Genomic DNA, 21,523 nt, shown 5'->3' on the forward strand with positions numbered 1-21,523 from the left:
GATGGGCTATTCGAAAGATCAATCATGAAAAACGAAATCTTCGGCTGATGTGAAAGTGATCAGTCCGATGTTTTCGATCCATACCTCTACTGGATAAGATACGGCCTTTTTTCCGTTTGAAAAAAACCACCCTCTTCCTTTAAGCACAACGATGAATAGACCATGCTCATCCCCTAACGATGTTTCCATTACCCTTCACTCCAGTAATACTAAACCCGGGTATGCTTTCTATCAGTGTCTGCTTGCCAGAATTCAGCCTCCCTTACAAGCTCCCGACCCTGATTACCTGTTAGCACTACAGCCCGGGCTTCCGCTGACCGCTGCAAGAAATCGGAAGTCCCGGCCTCATCCCCCCTATCCTTGACCATCCCCTGCAACCGGATCTGCCTACCCAGCATTGGTCAGTAAAAAGTTATTGCTGCTTGCGGGTTGCGTTTCAATTGCTGACCCTTGCGGCTCTCGGAACTTGAAGCGAAGTAAAACGTATCATTGACCACATTTTTCAATATTAATACGCGCGCATCTGGGTAGCCATTGGCATCAACCGTAGAAAGCTCATCGCGTGTGGCTCTTTCACCCCATTCTCAATCGCTAGGTTTAGCCATTGCAAGAACAATTGTCCTGGGGTTTCTAGTAACATGTTTACATCAAATGAAGGAAAAGGACCGGACAATGATTTTAAACTTCTTAATAGATCGTTCGGGTTATTCATGTGGATCATCCTTCCGTTAGCTTAATGAATTAGCGGGCAAGAATTTCATGCAACTTGAGTGCCATGATTGATTGAGGTGTACATCATAGTATAAGTTTTACGAAAAAATCCTCTCTAAATTGAGTAACCAGTTTTTCAGGAATCCAAAAGAGGATTCTTGCGTACATCTCGTTGATTCCATTACATCCTGTATTGATTTTCATTAATGCAGGACGGATAATTTGATGAACGGACAGGCCCATCAGTTTCGAATGCAAATTAAGCATATATCTTAGGGTAGACCTAGGGCCAAGTCATAAAGGAGAAAAACAGACCTATTCATCCACCTTGGGTAGCCCTACGTTTCGTGAGCTAGAGTCGTAATGTCTCCTCCTCTCTTACCATCATAGAGACTGCTACTACCAGCTGCTAAAATAAGCTTACGTTTCCCGTCAGCGCAACTCAGATTTGCGATAAATAAAAAGAATCCATTTTGAGAAGATATTAAAAAATGGGTTCTTTTACAGATATAAATTCAGTTTTTCATTCACCTGTAAGCCTTAATCAAAGTGTCAAACTTTTTTTGTTAAGGAGGAGTAGACTTATAAGGAGCATCATAATCCTTAGTACCAAAAAATACAGCGACATTGCAAGAATCGTTCTTATGGAAAACGCTCATACCGTAGATTACAGCACTCACGAGCAAATAGTAACTAAGCTAAAGAGCACACCCGCAGAGCCAACCATTATTGTCTTTATCCAACCAGGAATTACAAGTTGTACATCGATTAATCAAAGAGGCAATTGCTTTAAAAGAAATGTAGATAACATGTACAAAATAGGCAAAAGCGAAATAGAAAAAGTGCACCTCCTAGAGCTCCTCTAAAATCTCGAAGGATCTTTAGAGTGTTTTCTGCGAGATGCACTAAGCGATTAGATTTTCCGAATTGCTTAAAAGTCGTCTGAGAGACCTAATACTCTATTACATACATCACATCTTACGTTTACTACAAGCCCAATCCCAGTTGGAATAAATGTATATGCATACTTTGCCCCAGTTACATCCAGTTGGTATACAAGAATCCCACTCCTCGATTTTTGTTACACATTTCGTCTGTAATTTCAAATTCCATAGATATCCTCCAAAGCCATAACGACTATAACTCACTTTTTCTAAGTATAAAAATATTATCAGAACCTATCCTTTGTAGCTATCATCTTTTTAACGTAGATAATCTTTCTATACAAAGACCAGTTCCCGTCCAATTAAGTATGCGTAAGAGAGATCATCATCATATTTATAATCAATATAATTCTCGATTTAACTCCTCTAAGAACTCTATAAATTCTTTAAATGATCTTGAATTTTTCATTCCCTCTTCAATCTCCACTGACAATTTATCTATTAGATTTGCTAAATGCTTAAGGTTATCGCTTCGAGTCCCATAATGTTTTGCTTCTTCATATTGAGCCTTTAATTTGAGCATACTTTCTCTCTTTTTTTCATACGTTTCAAGTTCATTTAAGATTTTGAGGTATCGGCTTTGAACTGTACGAACTGTAAAGGCCTTACTATATGCATCATAATGATTTAAGCGAGATACCTTTTCTCTAAGAGTATCATGCGGAAACCCGTATAATCCTGTTGTAAGCGCCCTAAACTGATCCTCTAGGTTTTGAAGCGATTCCTTCATGAGCTGTCGTTCATTTAAATCAAGATCTCCAATAGCAAATTTATTTGTCCATTCAGCTAACTTTTCCTCCAAACTTTTTTTTGTTAAAGGCTTATTTAAGATTGGTAGAATATCAAAATCGTTCAACAGCGCTTTTGTCCTCACTGATATTTCATTCGCTTTACCCACGATCCCTTTACGATCATAAAATTCGTGTAGTAGTTTATATACCATGGCTTCCAACGCTACGAAATTGAATCCTCTGACGATAATCTTAGATGAAGCTTTTTGTTGTTTTAAAGCAGGATAATCATTTAAATCTGATTCAATCAACGTTCCATTGTTAACCTGATTAACAAACTCATGAACACTGGCGGTTAAAGGTCCGATAATATGCAAATCATATGCATCCGCTGAAGGGTTCTCTTGAATAAGATCATTTAGATAGGTTTTTAAACTGCTTTTCTGTATCGGATTTTCAGAGCTTTTCACTTGGGCAATTCTACATTTACCATCATTTAAATCCCATTGAATATCGATTTTATCTGCTTTTCCCCCAACCTTTTCAGGCTCAATACGTACTACTTTCCAGTCGTCTCTCAAGAGCGACTCTAAAACCGCTACCATTCCTTGTGCCTTAACTCCCTTAATAGTATCTCTACCACCCATGCATATCCTCCTCACTAATTTCTAAGAGCATTACCTTCATCTCGATTCAGTCAACAAAGCCACTAAGAAATTTTCTATTCCCATTTGACTTAGAATCAAGAAAGCTTACAAAGTGTTATGACTTTAATCCCTTGTAATGACCACATTTTTCCAAATTTAAACTTCCATTAAATTTCAAACACTTCAATTTAGTTTATCTATTCTTGCTATGCTTACATTAGATTTATCAAATGTGACTCCAACGAAGTATCTAGGTCTGCTAAAGGCTACGTACGCAAGCTTTAACGCTTTTCTTATATCTGGTACTACACTCAATTCTAAATCATAATCCTCTCCTGATATATAATCTAAAATGTCACTTGCGCACCATTTCTATGAAAGTTTGATTCAAGAAGTAAGTTGCTTAATGTGTTTCGCCTTTAACACCATGAATAGTATTTAAGCCCGTTTTCCACTGTGAGTAATGCTCATAAATGAGACAAAATAAGTACAAAATATGCTGTTTTTATTGTTACAAATGAGATTAATTATATATTAACTTGAGACTTTATATTTTCTATGACTAGCGGTAGATCAAAATATAAAAAAATTCAGCTTTTGCTAAACTCTGAGTAGGCCGAAATACTAAATTCACCGAATTGTCCAGACAGAAGGTCAGCTACGAGTGTAAATAATCGATTTGCAGAACTGTTAACTGTATATTTATTTAGATATTTTCAAATAGATATTCATGAGTAAAAGATATACTAATTACATTCACTGTTAAAGTTTGATTCTTATTTAAATCAATAGATCTCTCACACAGTTTCTAATGCTTGTCATTGGATAGAAATTATGCTCATAAGATAATACCTATTTGAGGATGAATCAGGTGTATGTCTTGTTAAGTTCTATGTTAAAAATTAGTTGTGCATAAAAAGAACTCACTGAAAATAACGAGTTCTCATGTAATCGATCCTCATATGCAATTTTAAACAGATAACTACATCCAACCAACCTTCTTCAAAACGCCACAATGACATCAAAGTCGGGTCATTACCGAACTAGTTTTGATTGAGTCAAGTGATCACTCCTTTAGAGGGGGATTTCAGACTTGGACTGTTTTACTCAAAGTATCGGCCAAATTATAGGTAAAACTACCATGGCCAAAGTTGGATTCCAAGAACCACTAACAGGCCAGAGGATGCACCAGTAACGCACACATTTTCTACTCCCTTACGTCGATAATCCAGTCCTACAGCTGCATTCTCATCGGAACCAATGTAAATGGTAGATCCTTCGTGTACCATACCTAGCACCCTTATTTCTGAGGGACTTGTTTTAACGGCTTGCCATGTACCAATCCGTTAGCATCTCCATGCTAATACTCCACTTTACATTGACCTTGGGGCGAGAGGGCACATTCCAAGGCTTCAAATGTTCCCACCTCCATTGTGTCCTACATGGCAAGGTCCTTTTCGTTTTTCGAACCCAATTTCTTGGATTATTATAGTCAAGCCCACCTAGCACAGCGAAGACAAACATAACATAGTCTTTGGACGACAGCAGTTGCTGCATTGACTAGTGGACTGCGCTGTGTTTTTAATGTGATATTGACCCCAGGTATGTTCATTCTCTTCCGCTAAATAAATGTCCCTCTCTTTAAACTTTATATGCACCTAATAAATATCACTTATGGCATTTTAGGTAATACAGGTCTTGCATCCTCCAAATTAAACCAAGTCTCAATATGCTTACAAAACGGTGTCTCACATATATAGCGGTATCTATCTTTTAAAATCTCTTTTACATTGTAATGCTCGTGAAATTCATCTGTAGACTTTGCCATGTACACTTCAGTGGGTTCAATAATATAATTTTTATGCTTTGTATCTTTACTCATATACATAATCCAACTAAGCTTTCCATCAAACGATCTTATACATTCTTTCAATTGATTATATATTTCATCCCCGTTAGAAAACCTAAAGAAGAATCCTGGAGGTAATTTATATATATCATCCTCAAAAAACATAACAGTTCTAACCCATTCGAAAGACCCAAGTTTTGAAATAGTATACGCCAACTTTTCATTCTTTCTTATTTCTGACGAATGTTTAAAATAAAAGCTTTTCCGTTGCATTACCCTCACCTCTATTCCAGTTTTTCTGTAGTAACTTCGATATTCCCGCCATTGGACTGTTTCAGTTTTTCAAGATAGGCATCCTTAGGAATCGGCACTTCACTGTATCGCGGATCGTAAATATACTTGCCATCTGAATAAACCGTATGATAGTCAAAATCAACCTTCGACCCATATTCAGTTACCTCTATCTGCCTGAATTTTTCGGACGATCTAATAGTTAGCACTTCACCTTTTCCACCCGCTGCTTGTACTAGATCATCTGCTATTTCTGAACAGTCATAGTTAAGATTCTCTCTATATTTTGCTGCGTTTTCTTACATCACTTTGGTTACAGAATGATTACCTACACTTTTATGACTCCCCTCATTTTTGGGAGTTTCCCCTGTTAGTTCGCTTGACTTTTCTCCTCCACCCTCAGAAGTGTGATCATCCTTCTTATGCGATCCTCCTGGTGAAGCTCCGTCATCTTTAGAATGTTTCTTTCCTTCCAACGGCAAATAAAAATGCTGCTTCTTACTAACAGACGGGCATTTTCTTGTTTGGAGCTGTTTATCGTTTTTTCATAACAGCATCTGGTTCCGTTATGACTTTAATGGCTTTTTTTCCTCTAGCCAGTCTTTAATCACAATGGAATCTTTGACACGCACATCCCGTTTATAGCTACTTCACTGTGGTCTAAATACTCTCCGATTCTCACTTCGAACACATCTTCCAACTGCATCTCATGAGCATATTGAATTTCATCCAACCATTCTTCTGTTATACTAAAACGCGCCAAAGCAATGATATATTGATGGACATGTACTGCCACGTGCAGTTTCATCCTCTGAATATCATCTAATCCGATTCTTCCACCGTATTTCTTAGCGTGCTTACTTAATTCCGTCTCCCACTCGTCCAAGTAGCGAAATGCCCAAGCCGCATTATAGGTATCTCGACAAGTATGGAGATCCATAAACCATGTTTTGTCCATCGCCTCTATTAAATAGGTCGCCCTTCCATTTGCTAATTCGGTACGAAGCATGGAATAAGATATATATCCCAAGGCGTGTTTATTACCTTCTTGCTGCATCAACTTGACTTTCTCAAATGTCTGCTCCAGTGAATTGCGAAATGCCTTAGCCAAAACACGCTTATGATTTTGGAAATAGACTTCCAATGCGAATAACATTCGATGCTTTAGGGGTTCATAGATCTCATTTGTAAAATGTCGAAAAACCTCTTCACAATTCACGCTCTATCTCCTTTCTAGTCGTCACATTTACATAGGCTGTATGTATCAAGTAGTTGGTTATCTTAAACCGAAGTCTAATTTTAGTGATATGTGAAATCATAATTTTCAAGGGTATATTTAACAGTAAATCATCCTTATGTATGTATCGGACAAATTAGTGATTTTGTTTACAGAAAAAACCATAACTGTACTCAATGGAAAAAGAGTGGGTTCACAATGGAACCCACCCTTTCGAAGAAATTAAGTATTAATATTTTCTATTATTTTCTCCTTTTCAATCTGTTCAATAATCATCTTATAGCTCTTATCTGGTATCTTTTTTGATCAGTCCGTTTTAAATATATAATCCGATGTCTTTTATGACTATAAATATAGAGTATCAAGAAGGCTATCTACTTTACTGTTTGTGAAACTGGTTGGGCAGGGCTAAACACTCGGTCAAAGCGGCGCATCAATCCTTCAAGCGGACCAACAGGAAGCTTAGCAAACAACAATCCCAGCAGCAGTGTTGTCACTGCGATCATTACGTCGCCGAACGGAACTCCCTCTAGGATGTGCCCAATCTTTGTCAAATCTAGAATCCAAACCACTACAAATTGAATGGCATACATGGTCAGAGCCACACGGCCGACTGCTGCGAAAGGCATTAATACAGCGGAAGCCTTTTTCGATACGAGGCACGCAACTCCCATTACCAGAAATGAAATCCCTAATCCTATCATCGTCTGGAATGTCGAAGCGGTGTGTGGAGCCGTTCCCAAAAGGAGCTGCCACATCGGTGTCTCCGTATTAAGAGGCCAAATTGCGTACACATCCGTCGGTTGTACAGGAACAACTCCTTGCACACTTATCAGCCATTGTTCAAAGTGAAGATTCCAATTCGGAAGTATAAAAGCGGCCAGTGCTTTACCAATAACAAGCATAACGATACCACTGCCTGCGAGTAAGAGAGCTGTGCGTAATCTGGTGAGATCAAAGCGGCCAATGGCCATACCGGCAACAAATGCAGGAGTCAAGGCGAGAGCAGACATCGGACCTCCCGCGATATCACTAAGAAGATAAGCTTTCGAGAAAATGCTTGATCCAAGAATCATTAGCGGTGGGGCTGTCACGAGCAAAGCTGCTGCTGTTGTAACAATGGTGCGGGTCGAACGGCGAAATAACATTAGGGCCAACACAAACATAGCTGCATAGGCAGGCAGAATGATGCCATATGAAGTGTTCAGCATAATTAGCAAATACCCGATAATATCAACAAATACGGCGCGTGCCAGCATTCGCGCACGGAAAGCGGCCGTATCCGCTCCCCGTTCCATCATGCGCTGTGCCATAATGGAATAAGATATACCCCCGCACAATACGAATAATAGTGTCGTGTTTCCGGAAACAATCGCAGAAACGTTTGGGTTCGATCCGAAGTGCTGCAAATACATTCCCAGCACCGCCATTCCTCGTACTGCATCAAGTGCTACAAGACGCCCGGTGCCCCGCCTTCTTTTCGACTCTTCTACAGAGCTTCGAGAAGGAATATCGGTTTGTGTAACGTCGTAGGATGAATTGGATATACCTGCTGTATCTACTTCTTTTTCATCTAATTTATTAGCAACCGTCTTTTCATTTACTTGATTTTCATTTTTCAATTGGCTATTTACGGAAAAGGCTCGTATTTTGATATTGGCCTCTTCCTCATACTCTCTGACGGATCTGTTTATCAGTTTGATACTGCTTAGCAACTTGCATTCCTCCTTGAAAATCCTGGACTCGTATTTTTCATCAACCCGCATGTACAAGATGATGTTACGCTATAATCCAATATAGCGTGCAGATGTCGCTAAAGTTTGATCAAGTTGCAAACAAAATGTCACAACGGACGAAACGAGTTTATCACAAAAAAACAACCTTACTCGCGGCTGATCACCGGAATAAGGCTGTTTGCAAAATTACTTAGGATTTGCTGGGAACAGCATTAAAAATGGAATTGGCCAGCAAACGGAATTGTTGCTGCGAATGAGCGCCATTGGTTAGATCGTTAGAGAAAACAGTAATATTCTTTTTGTTTTCCTTATAGGTGAAGGCCATAATCTTTCCTCTTGCAGCATCGTGACCTGGCCACCAGCCCGCTTTGAAGAAGTTTTCTTTATTACTAATGGTTGCAAGAATTTTTGCAGCTTTAGGTAGTTTCGTAATGTAAGAACCTGTAACGGTGTAGAAGTATTCTTCGTTATCGTAAGGGGCTGTAATCACATGATCCTGTTTGACATTCGCTAGGAAGACCCCTTCGTATCTTTCCCATGTCGGTCCAGCAAACGCAAATTGAGGAATCCAGTTTTTCACGTTACCCATCCCCATATTTCCATAAGCAATGTATGGTTTCCCTTTCTCGACAAGTTTATCGGAATCGAATGTATTCACCAACACATCGGCATGCTGCTGATCATCGGTCACTTTAAAACCGAGATTTTTGAGCACATAAGCCGATTCGCCGAGAGCGGCTACCGTAGAAGGTTTAAGAACTTTACCAACGGGTTTGTTATTGCCGAATGCCGTGACATCAAGATAGTATTTTGACACTAGCGGATGCAGATCATCATAGGCCACTGCAAAGTCACCCGCTTCATATCCTGTTCCGCTTTTGGATAGCATCGTAACCACTTTGCCGGATTTAAGCAATTCATTAACGGTTTTGATGGCATCGTTATTAGTGTTTCGGATTAACACATAGGCAGAATGATTCTGCATTGGTGTGGCCGGGATCGATACGGAAGTCACCGGAGAAGTTTTGCCCGCAAACACGCCGGCTTCTCTAATCACATCACGTTCAAATCCTCGCATGACGGGAAAGTCCTGCACAATCTCGCCAGCTACGGAAGCATAATCCGAGACGTTAATACCATCATATAAAACCATGTTTGCAATGCCGTGCTCAGCCTGGTGCATATTTATGATAAATGAACCCGCGGGGTAGGTCTTGCCAGCAGTACTTACAGCCTCTGTCGAGCGTTCAACCGTTACTCCATTGCGGATAAGATACTCAATCATCCGATAAGCTTCCAGCGGATTTTTTTGAAGACTTTTATCGGTCGGCAAAACGTAATACTCAGGAAAAAAATTCTCATTACCGTGACGGGGGCGACCAATGACTTGATTTTTTGCATTGACTAGATACCGATCTACGGCATGATCATCGATATTATTAACTCCACGTTCATATACTTTTAACTGATTCAAAAATAACTTTTCTTTCTTTTGCATAACATAATCGGTTGCTGCAGCGACACTATAATACAATGCTTTGGTCGACTCTTCATTCGATTCAGGTGTTTCCAGCGTATGTCCCATTGCACCATGGTGCATGGCGAAGACGGCTGTATACGCTGGAGACGCATCGTCCCATCCCGAAGCAGTTCCCTTGGAAACATATTTAGGATTTTCAACCGTTTTCCGATGTTCTTCATAAGGAATATGGTAGTAATCATACTTTGTGTTTGCTATGCCTGCTTCACCCATCACTTTTGCCTGTTCTACCATATTATCCATAAGCAGATCGTATTCAATATTCGGATCGTGAGGCGGTGTGGTAGGCTCAATCAGAAAATTCTTATCAAACCCATGCAGATCTAGGAAAGAAATCGGCGACCACTTGGCGATTTGCTCTGTGACACTGCGTGTTTCAGGCTGGGTTTGATAGGAATTATCCCGATTCAAGTCAAAATATTCAGCATTTGCACGTTCGGTATGAACCCTTCCATCCGGATTTTCCGTATACAGGAACAGGAAAAATACATGATCAAGCGCATCATCCATATTCAGAGTTACTGTACTCGATTTTCCATTGGATGAGGTCGTTTTGTACGTAACATTTTTATCGAGGGCCATGGTCTTAAAATAATTGATAATCGCATCAAAGCCCGGCGCTTCATTTGGATGAATATTGTTGATCCAGATGGGCACTTGATAATCTCCGAATGCACCTGATTTAATATCGTTCTCCAGCTTTGCAGGATGATTCAGCATGTCAGGATGAGTTACATTCTGATATTTGTCAATCGTTGCTTGATCTTTGGCAACCACAGTCATATAAATATCGCGGCCTTCAACGGATTTACCGATCGACATCGTTTTAATGTATCTGTTGTTTTTTTGAGCTGCCTGTGCCGTAATCGCATCAATCTCCGGCTTCAGTTCATCATACGTACGGAAGCTGTCGTAGGGGACCAACTTAATGGGGGCCTGGGCAACGATTTTGCCGTTGACGGCAGCAGCTAGTTCATAGGTTCCCATCAACGAGGCGTACAGTGGACGCTGCAGACTCGGTTCGGCAAGATTATCCGTACCGTAAGTAAGACCGAAATTGATATTGGCAGTGACTTCTCCGTTGTCTGCTTTGACCTGAGTAACGGTGATAAAGGGGGCACCCTTGTAATCGCGATCCTTGTACGATTTCCATTCCGATAATGGCTTGCCACCATATGTCCAGCTTATCTTCTTTATATCAGTATTCTTCGGAAGCTTGAATCTGGCTTTAATGCTTCTTTTCTTCGTCATGGATGCCAGATTGTTATCCAATTTCAGTGTCGGGGTATTTTTAAACTTATTTTTAACCTGCGTTGAAATTGCTTTTGTTGGTTGACTCTGTTTATCGTTCAACAACGTACTTTTTGCGCGTTGCGCAGCATCAGCCATAGCTATGTGCGGAGCAGTGATTTCCAGAAGCATGGCGGCGGATACAGTTAACGCCAAGCAGAACCTCATCATCGGTTTTGTACTCATTCTTTTTCCCCCTATGGATAACCGGAAGACCATGTTGTGCTCTTCTTTATTCATAAAGAGCATTTAACAGACTATTGTCCGGCAAATTACGATTTTATATATTGTCCAATCCTATTCAAGATCTGTTTTCTGCTTCTGCCCGGAAGGATTGTCTGTCATCGAATGAGAAGCGTCGGAGTTTATGGTACTTTGCACAAATTGCTTCAAATCAGTTCGACTTTTTACATCCAGAACAGCCGCTTTGCCCACATAAGTTTCTTTTAATAGCTTCATTGGCGGTATTTGTTCATTTTCCCTTAATGAACTTTGATACCCTACCGAAGCCAAATTCCACATATCGGAAACTGACAAATTGGTATCGATATACGGACTGATTTCCTCTAGAATGGAAGGAAGCTTCATAATGGAAGTCGTTATTTTGACCTTCTCGGCTAATGCCGTAATAAATTGGCGCTGTCTTTCTGTTCTGGAGTAATCGGACATGGCATCATGACGAAAACGGACATATTGAAGTGCCGTTTTGCCGTTAAAATGCTGCTGTCCCTGCTTTAAATTAATATCGTACTCATGCAGATCGGCCTTGCTTTCATAGTACATATCCTTTTCGACATAAAAATCGAGTCCGCCTACAGAGTCCACGAGTTTAATAAACCCCTGGAAATCGGTATATACATAAAAATGAACAGGCACCCCCAGCAATTCGCTGACTGCTTTCATCGCCGTATCCGGCCCATGCGTAATAGCGGTGTTGATTCGGTTTTTGCCGTATCCGGGAATATCCGTATAGGTGTCACGCAAAATCGAAAACACATGGATATGCTTATCGGTAGGATTCAACGAAACGACCATCATGCTGTCGGATCTGGGTACCTCGCCCTTGGCGCTTCCACGGGCATCCACACCCATCAGCAAAATATTGACAGGCTCGCTTCCCTCCCATTCTGGAGTTTCCAGAGCTTCGGTATTATCGGTGCTTACATTAATGAACGGGGAGTTTGCCGGAGCCTTATTAAATCCTTCCAGCCCTTTGTAAATCGAAAAGAAATAATAAAAGATAAAGCTTACAGCAGCGACCACAAGTAACAATGTTACAATCAATATCCTCTTTTTCCTCTGTGTCATATCATTCTTCCTTTCCGGATGATGAACGCGCCTGTCCCTTCTGTATTTAAGATTTTTGCAAGGCTGCTACGAGGAGTGAAGTGTAATATCGGCTACCATCTGGTTTTAAATGGACGCCATCTTTATAAAAGTATTCATCTTTGAATACACTGGCTGAATACCAGTCCATCACGCTGACGTTGCTAAACTCATCGGCGACCTGTGCAATCGTGTCATTCACCGTGTTTTGCCATCCTTTCGGAACCCGGGTGGTGACCAAGATTACCTGTCTGGCTCCAGAAAGGGATTGCAGTACGTCGTGCAGTTGGTCTTTGCTAAACGGACCGTTGGTGCCGAGTTCGATAATGACTTGGTCTCCCAGTTTGCCTTGGACGGCTAATTCATTAATGACTTTTACAGCTTGAGACATCTGCCGGCCAACCTTGCCGTCTACCGTCATATTCGGAAGCTGCTCTTTTAAATAAGGCTCAATTCCGACCGTAACCGAATCTCCAATCATCGTGACGCCCTCGCCGTTTAAGGACGCGGATGGTTGAGCTTGTTCTCCGCTGGTACTGGAAGCCCTAGGCTTTTGTGCAGCAGGCTGCATCGCATCAAGATTGTATAGAGAAGAATCCTTGCCGCGTGGTTCGTTATCATCCGAATTTTGCTTTGAATGTAGATGGAGCCCTATGGCTCCTATGACGATAAGAAGAATCATAAAACCCCATAATGCCCTCACTTTTCCGACATTTTTTTTGTTCATACCTAGTTCATCCTTTCCTTTAACATGCTAGTAGGTTTTATCCTGTTTGATAGCATCAATCAAAACCGAGGCATAATACTGAGCTCCTTCTGGTTTCAGATGAACACCATCGTCATAAAATAGATCGTTGCGGTTTTCGCTGGCCGAATACCAGTCGATAAGTCGTACATTTTGAAATTCACCAGCAATTTCACGCAGATTGTCATTTACGGTATTCTGCCATCCTCTCGGTACTCTGGTCGTTATCAGATAAATTTGCCGAGAATCCTGCAATGAAGCCAGCAAGGAATGCAGTTGACTCCGGTTAAAAACACCGTTTGTACCGAGTTCGATAATAATTTTATGGCCAAGTTTGCCCTGTGCCCGCAGGTCATTAAGCACATCCTTGGCCTGTGACATTTGTCGTCCCACCTTACCATCAATGACAATACCAGGGAACTGCTTTTCCAGAAACGGGGCGGCATCCAGAATGACGGAATCCCCAATCGCTGTGACCCCACTTCCTTCAGCCAAATGGTCTGTATTTCCAGCAGAATGATTGTCATCGGAACAACCACATTGCAGCTTTTCTGTCTGGACGGGTTCCCGGCTTACAGTTGCTGGCGCATCAGGCACAGGATCTGGTGAATTCGTCTTCCATGATGTCAGGACTAGAATAATGGCGATAACAATGACGACAAGACCTAATTGGTTGCCATCGGCCGACCTGCGGAGTGATTTTAGGTTGATCCAAAAGGTACCGCGACGGATAGGCTCTTCGATGTATTTGTAAGAAAGCCCCCCCGTTATGAAGCTGACCGTTACTTGCAGAGCAATACGCATATAGTTGGCATCTTCGGTATTTACCACCGGACTTGACAAAATAATGATTGGATAATGCCATATATACAGACTGTAAGATCGCTTACCGATCCAGCTTAGAGGCCGGCAGCCGAGCCATCGTTCCAGTCGGTTGGCCGGATGAACCAGTACAGCAATGACAACCGCCGTAATGAGTGATAAATAAAGAAAACCGCCGCGATACAGCGAATCATCAAACTCGTTGGTCTGACCGATCAAAATAAACAGCATTACAATGCCCAGTAGGCCAGTCATATCCAGCATCGTCCGGGACGAAGAAGATACATTGTCACTCAGTCTCCAACTGGGCCAGATAACCGCCAGAGCTGCTCCAATCAAAATGGCAGACGCCCGTGTGTCCGTGCCGTAATACACCCTGCTCGGATCGGTTCCGGGTTCGTATATAATGGCCATTGCTATGGCGGATACGATGGCGCAACCCAGAATGTATAACATCAGTCTGCCTCGTTGCGGTGCAAAGCACAGACCGATCAGTAGAACAAGCGGCCAGATTACGTAAAACTGTTCCTCAATGGAAAGCGACCAGAGGTGTCCGATTGGAGAAGGAGGGCCAAAGCTCTCAAAATATGAAACATGATGAAAAATGAGATACCAGTTGTTTACGTAAAAAAGCGAGGATACAAAATGGCCTCCTAATGTCTGCAGTCTAGAGAAATCGGTAATTAAAAGCCACAATACCACTACAGTCAGCATAAAGATCATTGCCGGCAGTAGTCTGCGCATTCGTCTTATCCAGAATTGCACAATGGAAAAACCGCTGCGTGTCCTCCACTCATAAAGGATCTGGTCCGTAATCAGATATCCCGACAGGACGAAGAAAATCTCCACCCCCAGCAGCCCACCCTCTGCCCATCTGAAATGAAGATGATAAGCAATAACAGCAAGCACGGAGATAGCCCTTAGCCCATCCAGACCGGTCATATAACGTTTTGTTGGTTGATTCAGGTGTAAATTCCGGTTTCCATTCACTATGGTCCATTCCTTGTCCTTATAGGCTATTGATCTTGCTTCATTTACTATAGAAAAAAGATGTCGCGAAAGTTTGATCAACATGTAAACAAATTGTCACAACGGTTGCAAAAAGAAAAACCTTATTCCGGCTGAACAACCGAAATAAGGTTTAGTTTTTGACATATACAAATATGGCGATCATAATTGCTATTTCAATACAATGATCAATGACTCCTCGCTAGGAGAATCCATTGGGGAAGTCTGCAAGGAATCCAATTTTTTTTGTCCTTGAAGCAGTACACTTTTATTGTTCGGATTCCAGTACATATGCTTCGGCACAATTCCGCGATACACCGGTTCGTTGTACAGTATATTTCTTCCCTGCACCTTGCCTACGTAAGTGATATTTTGATCATACACGGTGTATGCGATATTTTTCCTGTCAGGCGAGAATTCAAAATCAAGCACTTTTTCTAGAATGACAGAGAGCTCGCCGTTTCGCTGATCATATTCGTACAATGAACTATCCTTTCCGAGAAACACAAACTGGTCGTTATTCATCCAGGCTACTGAATCTCCACCAATCTGACGTTCATATTGAAATTCAATATTCTTCCCGGAAACCTTCCCCAGGGTTAGTACCTTGTTCTGACCTTGTTTTGCACGCAATAACTGCAGCAGTACGCTGCGGCCATCATTTGCAAGATTAACACTCAAAAGGGTGTCTCCCTTTACGATCCCTTTTAACTGATACTTGCTGGAAGTTTGAGACCCCATATCGTAGATATATAGGCTATCAGCTCCGTTATCAACCAGATTTTCTACCAGGTAGCCGATATACGAACTGTTAGCCGACCAGGAAACATATTGTACATAAGACTCGTTCCTGGTGCTGATCCTGTCTATTTCCCTTTCCTTGCCATCCTGTAAGGAAATAAGCTTTAAGTTTGTCTCCAAGGAAGAAGGGGAAACTTCGCAAATATATTTCCCATCGGGAGAAAGTATCGTATTGGAAGTTACCTTGCCGATTCCGGATATGACCTTGCTCTGCTCATACGGATAAGTTAAACGTTCCAACGTACCTCGCTTCAGTATGGTCATGGCTCCGAACGATGCGATGACGGCATCTCCAGACGACCAGCCCAGCAGTTGACCCCTATTTGCAAAACGCTCTGGAAGCCGATATATTTTTTGGACCTGAAACGGACGAGAGCTTTGATCGGCATTGGAAACTTCATTACTATCGGCGATGACAACGGTCTCTGTTTTTGGTTCTGAAACGCATGCTGACAGCAGTAATACTACGAGAGATACGACCACAAGCATTACAAAATGTTTATATTTATTGCCCATTATTTATTCTCCGTTCCGTGCGGTTTCCAGAGCATCAAATTCCACCGTAACGATGGTTTCATTTTGCTCGTTGGTAATCATGATGGAACCCGCAAATTCTTCAACGATGGATTTCACAATGCTAAGCCCCAATCCTACACTGCCTTCTTCTGCGCTGTCGGAATGAGCCAGATAAAATGGCTGTAACAGGCGTGACAGATGTTCTGCCTCAATCGGATCGCTTGGATTTCTGAAGATCAGGCGGATCTTTTCTTCTGCCCGTACTGCTTTTACAGATACTGCCGAAAACGGCAAACTATATTTAATCGCATTATCTATCAAATTGATGAACATCTGTCTAATTCTGTCCCCATCAGCCCACATGAACAATTCCTCATTGATCTCATATTCAATGGTCTTTTTATAGCGCTGCGCTCGGATCATCATCGATTCACACACATCCTGCAGGATTAACCCAATATCCACCCGATCAAGCTCCTTGAGCATGATATTTTTGCGTGAGACTTCCAGCAGTTTTAGCACCATCGCATGCAGGCGCCTGCTCTCCTCGATAATATGATTCATTCCTTTGTCAAAAAAAGCACGGTCTTTCTCACCGTTCAGCCTGATCAACTCCGCATATCCCAGAATTGAGGTTAATGGCGTTTTCAGTTCGTGAGTAATATTGTCAAAAAAGCGCTTTTCCTGCTGGTGAAGCTGCTTCAAATGGTCCCGGTCCTTCTCAATAATATGGATCTGTCTACTGATTTGATCAATCATATCGTTATAATTCTCAGCTAATCGGCCAATTTCATCCTTGCGTTTAAAATGAAGACGGATATCCAGATTCCCGTTTTTCACCTCGGTGGATGCTTGCGTCAATCTGGTCAGCGGGATGGTAATATGCCTGGAAAGAATATAGGAAAACAGAAAGGCTGCCGCAAAAATCGCTAGGGCCATATAGAGGGTAATCTCCCGAATCTGTCCGGTTTGTTCGTAGAGTGAGCTGAAATCCTTGTAAAAACGCAGTATGCCCACCTTTGAACCGTCTATAACAACCGGGTAGGAGAAGAGGACTGTCGTCTTATTACGATCATAAGTAATGCTGTACGCTGTATTGCCACCAATCGCCTGCTGCAGATCGCTTTGCATTTGCTGCTGAAACGGGGAGTTGTCCGGGGCATACAGCAATTTGCCTTCCACCGTATACACGCCAATACTGCTGTTCGTGGTATGGTTCAGATCAGTTGCTATCTCCTTGGCAATTCCTCCAAAATACAGCTCATTGCTGCTGAAATGGTTAATCAGGAACGCTTGGCGCACATAAACATTGCTGTTATTTTTCAGTCCGACCAGTTCCGAGGTAACCAGGTTCTGATTGCTTGTTCGGATAAATTCCTTGACGGTCTGATTAAGCACGACAAAAGAAAGCGAAAAGATCAGAAAAAAACCGATCAGAAATTTGATGCTGATTTTGCGTATCATGCTTATTCACCCATTTTTTTAAATTTGTACCCGATTCCGAAGACGGTAGCAATGCATTCGGTGTCATCCAGCTTTTTGCGGAGTCTCTGGATATGCGTATCAACTGTACGTGTATCTCCAGCAAAATGATAACCCCATACCAAATCAAGCAGTTCGGAACGTGAAAAAGTTTTGCCCGGATGTTTAACCAGCATCATAAGCAGGTCAAATTCCTTGGGGGTCAGCTCAACGGGACGACCTTTTTTTTGGACAAGTCGTTCTTCTTCGATCACCTCAATGTTTTTAAACCGAATGACGGCTTTCGTTGTTTCCCTGTCGGGGCTGCTCGCCTGCTCCACTCTGCGTAAAATGGTTCGAATGCGTGCAACAACTTCACGCAGATCAAAAGGCTTGGTAATATAATCATCGGCTCCGAATTCAAGACCGAGAATTTTATCGGTAATATCCGATTTAGCGGTAATCATGCAGATCGGTATGTTATAATTCGTAGTCACCTTTTTGCAAATGTCTAGGCCGCTCTGGTCAGGCAGCATCCAGTCCAGCAGCAGCAAATCGGGCTGAAACGACTGCAGTTCATGCATTCCCGCTGCTCCGCTGGCCGCTATGCATGTCTGGAACCCCTCCATAGAAAGTCCGTACGATAGCAAGTCGGCAATCGGGGCATCATCTTCAATAATAAGAATCTTTGCTTTATTCATCGTAATCCTCATCTCTATTTTTAATACGACAGGTTTAGGACATCGCCCATTATATTAATCAATCAGGGAAAAACAATCAAATGTATATCATGAATAACGAAATCTTCGTCTGATGTGAAAGTGATGTGTCCGATGTTTTCAATCCATACCTCTACTGGATAAGATACGGCCTCTTTTCCGTTTGAAAAAAACCATTCTCTTCCTTTATGCACAATGATGAATAGACCATGCTCATCCCCTATGGGAGCAAAGTTTTCAGATGACTCTCCAAAGTTCGGTATCCCCAGTTCATTTAACTTTTTCACTGTATTTGGAACGTTTTTCGAAACGATACCGATCTCACTCACCCCGATCAAATCCTTCATCGAAAATGGATAATCCTTTTGGTTTTTCATATTATGCCTAGCAATGAATTCTACGATATTTCCTGACAGGTCCTCAAAATAGTATGAATGAGAATTCCAGAAATCGAAAAACACTGCATCTTCGTGATCCTCTTCAATAAGACTGATTTGAGAAGATACCCTTTTTTTCGCTTCTGTAAATTTATTCTCTGGAATGTTGATGGCTATATGATAATAAGGCTTACCATACTGCACTAAGATCGATCATCCGCCTTTTTGAAGACCACTTGCGTGTAGCCCATATAAACCGTAAATTCATTATCATCCTTATCATCCGCAATTAAATAATTCAATTTGGAGTAAAATACCTTCGTATCTTCGAATTCATTTATCCACAAAACAACTTGTTAAATTTCATTTTCATTCCTCCTATAGATTAACAGGAACTCTATGTCAAAATGATTGAGGTTATACAAACTTTTGATATTAGTGAATTGAAATAAAATTTGGAGAGTGGTTGTAACAAAGAGACTCATTTCTCTTTATATATGTGAAGGCAATACGGCATTGCAGAAAACTTGGGAATGGTGCTCTGTCTATGATTCCTCCTTATTGTTCTTCTACTAATATTAATTTCAGGAGTGATTATTATGGCAAATTTTTCTTTAGGCACAGATGGAGCAAACCTTATCAAAAAACATGAGGGATTTTCCTTGAAATTTTATGGAGATCCTTATGGGTATCCAACAGTTGGATGGGGACATTTGATAACAAAGTCTAAAGTTTATACTAAGAATACAACAGGTAATCCAAATGATTCTCTTCTCTCTCAAGTACAAGCTGATGCTCTATCAAAATCTTTAAATTTAGGTTATACTTCACCAATTTCTCAGTCTAAAGCAAATACTTTTTTTTCTAATGATACTGCAAGTGCTGTAGCGGCAGTAAATAACTTGGTACTTCCTAGCGGTCATAAATTTTCACAATCTCAGTTTGATGCACTTGTTTCGCTCACTTTCAATGCAGGTCCTGGGGTGCTAAAAACCAATGATGTAAAAGCTATGCTTGCCAATGCGCATATATATCCAACTTTTGTTGGTCCACTTTCACAAAGTCAAATTGATACTTGTTCAAAATTAGTCAGCAAAGCATTTTCATATGATAGAAATTTACAAAAAAGAAGAAATGAAGAAGCAACTTTATTTTGCAAAGGAAGGAAGTACACTCACAAATATCCAGTATATACACTATAGTTTAATCATTATACGACATAAACAAGAAAGGTCAGCCTAAAGGCTGACCTTTCTTGTTTAAAAAATTATATTCACAGGCATTTTCAGAATCGCTTATAGGATATACTTACCTTCCTGGATATTTTCTATTTTATTAGCACAGAACTTATTACATAACCTTAATTCATTTAATCAGTAATTTTTTTAAGTTCAAAAATAGTTGCCTCTGATAACAAGATAAGCCTATCGTTATTAACAACAAAAAAACTTACACTTACAGGTATGCTAAGTTTTGTAGAAGGGTCACTTATATCTATTGCTTTTACTACATCATTTATATTTAAGTCTGGGATATCTATTTTATATAATCTATAAAAAGAGTCAGAGTTATGGCATGTCGCTGTAATCTCATATAATGGATTTTTTAATTCATATTGATAATTACTATAGTTTTTAAGTCCTTTTGATGAAAAAAAGTCTTTTTTGATTATAATTTCGTCTCCAATAAATTTTTGCCCTGTTGGATATTCAGAAGCATCATTATATGAATTTGCAAATCCTAAAAGCTTCTCAACTTTCCAAGTTCCATAGAAATATTTTTCAGTTTCACTATCCAGACTTATACGTTCTACAGTACAATATTCGGATGTGTTTTTTGGAATAATAGACTCTTCCGTTTCAGGTTTAGGCTCACTAGAAGTATTTGGATTTGATGTCGTGTCAACATTTCCACAAGCTGATGCTAGCATCAACACTATCATAATACAAGCCAATAATGTTTTTTTCATATCTCACACTCCTACTATAAAGTTATGTTTTCGCATGTTTACTCGCTTGCTAACTGAATTAATCCCCGTATGGATTAAAATCTCCTATTCCATCGTTTTTATATCACTATGTGCTAAAAGCTACTTCCATACAGCGAGTAATCCTTCACTGCTGTATAACAAATGGGGTGATACTTTTTCTTTATTTTCCGATGCCTTTATCAGTTTTGCCTCAGTATTTTGTTCCGGTTGAGTTGTTACTTGTTTACTGGGAGGCTCACTCGCACCTCGCGTAACCATTGTAGGCTTATCTGACCCACATTCTGAAAGCAAAACTCATCTACCTAGCAGAAATTATATCAGAGCAATTGAAGCGATGAATGACATAAAATTAACATTATTTATGAATAAGGTTAACTTTATGTTATCTAAACACAAACAACAATACGCCCATATTGAACCTACCCAAGTCATTTTTTTGTTGGAAAATTTCAGGAAATCATCCTGTCGTTATACCTCAGGACACTGATTGTTAAGACGCTCATGTATACCGCAATCGGGGTAAGCGAACTCATCAATATTCGGCTGACGGACATTGATTTTCATTGCTGCCAAATTCGCATTAATAACGGAAAGGACTGCAAGGATCGCATTGTTCCATTTTCCCGCAGTCATTTAAAGAAGTACTGGCCATGTATGTTGACGCGATGAAGAAAAAACAGGCAATGTATCTATTTGAGTCATCGTGGAAGAAGAAATATACGGATCGAGGTATTTGGAAAATTTTAGCCAAGTATTCAGAAGAAGCCGGTCTTACATAAAAC

General features: G+C 40.7%; 19 protein-coding genes. 2 read left to right on the top strand and 17 right to left on the bottom strand.

Annotated elements, in window-relative coordinates:
* Positions 1 to 18: 18 nt before the first annotated feature.
* From KSP24_RS20230 to KSP24_RS20305, 16 genes are all read right to left on the bottom strand, one after another.
* Positions 19 to 189: a hypothetical protein gene (locus KSP24_RS20230; protein ID WP_170973129.1), complete on the bottom strand. Its 171-nt coding sequence runs from the start codon at positions 187 to 189 to the stop codon at positions 19 to 21.
* Positions 190 to 401: 212 nt separating this feature from the next.
* On the bottom strand, positions 402 to 497 hold the full coding sequence (locus KSP24_RS25365) for a pyridoxamine 5'-phosphate oxidase family protein (protein ID WP_249930664.1): 96 nt from the start codon (positions 495 to 497) through the stop codon (positions 402 to 404).
* 1,498 nt (positions 498 to 1,995) lie between these two features.
* Positions 1,996 to 3,033, bottom strand: a complete 1,038-nt coding sequence (locus KSP24_RS20240) for a hypothetical protein (protein ID WP_216976418.1) — start codon at positions 3,031 to 3,033, stop codon at positions 1,996 to 1,998.
* 1,136 nt (positions 3,034 to 4,169) lie between these two features.
* Positions 4,170 to 4,322, bottom strand: coding sequence for a hypothetical protein (locus KSP24_RS20245; RefSeq protein ID WP_170973128.1), 153 nt, complete (start codon positions 4,320 to 4,322; stop codon positions 4,170 to 4,172).
* A gap of 383 nt (positions 4,323 to 4,705) precedes the next feature.
* Entirely contained in the window at positions 4,706 to 5,155 is a 450-nt protein-coding gene (locus tag KSP24_RS20250) for a hypothetical protein (protein ID WP_216976420.1), read from the bottom strand.
* Between the two features lie 11 nt (positions 5,156 to 5,166).
* The gene (locus KSP24_RS20255; RefSeq protein ID WP_216976422.1) at positions 5,167 to 5,382 is read right to left on the bottom strand and encodes a hypothetical protein; all 216 of its coding nucleotides are present in this window, start codon (positions 5,380 to 5,382) and stop codon (positions 5,167 to 5,169) included.
* A gap of 398 nt (positions 5,383 to 5,780) precedes the next feature.
* A complete protein-coding gene (locus KSP24_RS20260; RefSeq protein ID WP_254207908.1) occupies positions 5,781 to 6,392 on the bottom strand; it encodes a hypothetical protein in 612 nt (203 codons plus the stop codon).
* A gap of 392 nt (positions 6,393 to 6,784) precedes the next feature.
* The gene (locus KSP24_RS20265; protein WP_216976424.1) at positions 6,785 to 8,125 is read right to left on the bottom strand and encodes a DUF418 domain-containing protein; all 1,341 of its coding nucleotides are present in this window, start codon (positions 8,123 to 8,125) and stop codon (positions 6,785 to 6,787) included.
* Between the two features lie 211 nt (positions 8,126 to 8,336).
* Entirely contained in the window at positions 8,337 to 11,162 is a 2,826-nt protein-coding gene (locus KSP24_RS20270) for a M14 family metallopeptidase (protein WP_216976425.1), read from the bottom strand.
* Positions 11,163 to 11,273: 111 nt separating this feature from the next.
* Positions 11,274 to 12,284 (bottom strand): LCP family protein, encoded by a 1,011-nt coding sequence (locus KSP24_RS20275; protein WP_216976427.1) that lies wholly within the window; start codon positions 12,282 to 12,284, stop codon positions 11,274 to 11,276.
* Positions 12,285 to 12,330: 46 nt separating this feature from the next.
* Positions 12,331 to 13,029: an SGNH/GDSL hydrolase family protein gene (locus KSP24_RS20280; RefSeq protein WP_216976429.1), complete on the bottom strand. Its 699-nt coding sequence runs from the start codon at positions 13,027 to 13,029 to the stop codon at positions 12,331 to 12,333.
* A gap of 27 nt (positions 13,030 to 13,056) precedes the next feature.
* Positions 13,057 to 14,859, bottom strand: coding sequence for an acyltransferase family protein (locus KSP24_RS20285; RefSeq protein ID WP_216976431.1), 1,803 nt, complete (start codon positions 14,857 to 14,859; stop codon positions 13,057 to 13,059).
* Positions 14,860 to 15,048: 189 nt separating this feature from the next.
* Positions 15,049 to 16,194, bottom strand: coding sequence for a hypothetical protein (locus tag KSP24_RS20290; RefSeq protein WP_216976433.1), 1,146 nt, complete (start codon positions 16,192 to 16,194; stop codon positions 15,049 to 15,051).
* Positions 16,195 to 16,197: 3 nt separating this feature from the next.
* On the bottom strand, positions 16,198 to 17,658 hold the full coding sequence (locus tag KSP24_RS20295; RefSeq protein ID WP_216976435.1) for a sensor histidine kinase: 1,461 nt from the start codon (positions 17,656 to 17,658) through the stop codon (positions 16,198 to 16,200).
* A 2-nt stretch (positions 17,659 to 17,660) separates the two neighbouring features.
* A complete protein-coding gene (locus KSP24_RS20300) occupies positions 17,661 to 18,356 on the bottom strand; it encodes a response regulator transcription factor (RefSeq protein WP_064964319.1) in 696 nt (231 codons plus the stop codon).
* A gap of 62 nt (positions 18,357 to 18,418) precedes the next feature.
* Complete coding sequence (locus KSP24_RS20305; protein WP_216976436.1) at positions 18,419 to 18,955, bottom strand: VOC family protein; 537 nt, start codon at positions 18,953 to 18,955, stop codon at positions 18,419 to 18,421.
* Positions 18,956 to 19,350: 395 nt separating this feature from the next.
* On the opposite strand from KSP24_RS20305, the gene KSP24_RS20310 reads away from it, so the two are divergent.
* The gene (locus KSP24_RS20310; RefSeq protein ID WP_064964318.1) at positions 19,351 to 19,953 is read left to right on the top strand and encodes a lysozyme; all 603 of its coding nucleotides are present in this window, start codon (positions 19,351 to 19,353) and stop codon (positions 19,951 to 19,953) included.
* Positions 19,954 to 20,120: 167 nt separating this feature from the next.
* Here KSP24_RS20310 and KSP24_RS20315 read toward each other — a convergent pair whose 3' ends face one another.
* A complete protein-coding gene (locus tag KSP24_RS20315; protein WP_064964317.1) occupies positions 20,121 to 20,720 on the bottom strand; it encodes a hypothetical protein in 600 nt (199 codons plus the stop codon).
* Positions 20,721 to 21,227: 507 nt separating this feature from the next.
* On the opposite strand from KSP24_RS20315, the gene KSP24_RS25680 reads away from it, so the two are divergent.
* Positions 21,228 to 21,410 carry a tyrosine-type recombinase/integrase gene (locus KSP24_RS25680; RefSeq protein ID WP_367949371.1) on the top strand — a complete coding sequence of 61 codons (183 nt, stop codon included), beginning with the start codon at positions 21,228 to 21,230 and terminating at the stop codon, positions 21,408 to 21,410.
* Positions 21,411 to 21,523: the final 113 nt, after the last annotated feature.

The sequence above is a fragment of the Paenibacillus sp. AK121 genome (assembly GCF_019042715.1).
Lineage (GTDB): Bacteria > Bacillota > Bacilli > Paenibacillales > Paenibacillaceae > Paenibacillus > Paenibacillus polymyxa_C.

What these genes read in the sequence shown, in the direction of transcription:
- KSP24_RS20295 (WP_216976435.1), bottom strand. Translation starts at nt 17,658, where the DNA reads ATGATACGCAAAATCAGCATCAAATTTCTGATCGGTTTTTTTCTGATC.
- KSP24_RS20275 (WP_216976427.1), bottom strand. Translation starts at nt 12,284, where the DNA reads ATGACACAGAGGAAAAAGAGGATATTGATTGTAACATTGTTACTTGTG.
- KSP24_RS20230 (WP_170973129.1), bottom strand. Translation starts at nt 189, where the DNA reads ATGGAAACATCGTTAGGGGATGAGCATGGTCTATTCATCGTTGTGCTT.
- KSP24_RS20250 (WP_216976420.1), bottom strand. Translation starts at nt 5,155, where the DNA reads ATGCAACGGAAAAGCTTTTATTTTAAACATTCGTCAGAAATAAGAAAG.
- KSP24_RS20300 (WP_064964319.1), bottom strand. Translation starts at nt 18,356, where the DNA reads ATGAATAAAGCAAAGATTCTTATTATTGAAGATGATGCCCCGATTGCC.
- KSP24_RS20290 (WP_216976433.1), bottom strand. Translation starts at nt 16,194, where the DNA reads ATGGGCAATAAATATAAACATTTTGTAATGCTTGTGGTCGTATCTCTC.
- KSP24_RS20245 (WP_170973128.1), bottom strand. Translation starts at nt 4,322, where the DNA reads ATGGTACACGAAGGATCTACCATTTACATTGGTTCCGATGAGAATGCA.
- KSP24_RS20315 (WP_064964317.1), bottom strand. Translation starts at nt 20,720, where the DNA reads ATGAAAAAAACATTATTGGCTTGTATTATGATAGTGTTGATGCTAGCA.
- KSP24_RS20280 (WP_216976429.1), bottom strand. Translation starts at nt 13,029, where the DNA reads ATGAACAAAAAAAATGTCGGAAAAGTGAGGGCATTATGGGGTTTTATG.
- KSP24_RS20240 (WP_216976418.1), bottom strand. Translation starts at nt 3,033, where the DNA reads ATGGGTGGTAGAGATACTATTAAGGGAGTTAAGGCACAAGGAATGGTA.
- KSP24_RS20270 (WP_216976425.1), bottom strand. Translation starts at nt 11,162, where the DNA reads ATGAGTACAAAACCGATGATGAGGTTCTGCTTGGCGTTAACTGTATCC.
- KSP24_RS20310 (WP_064964318.1), top strand. Translation starts at nt 19,351, where the DNA reads ATGGCAAATTTTTCTTTAGGCACAGATGGAGCAAACCTTATCAAAAAA.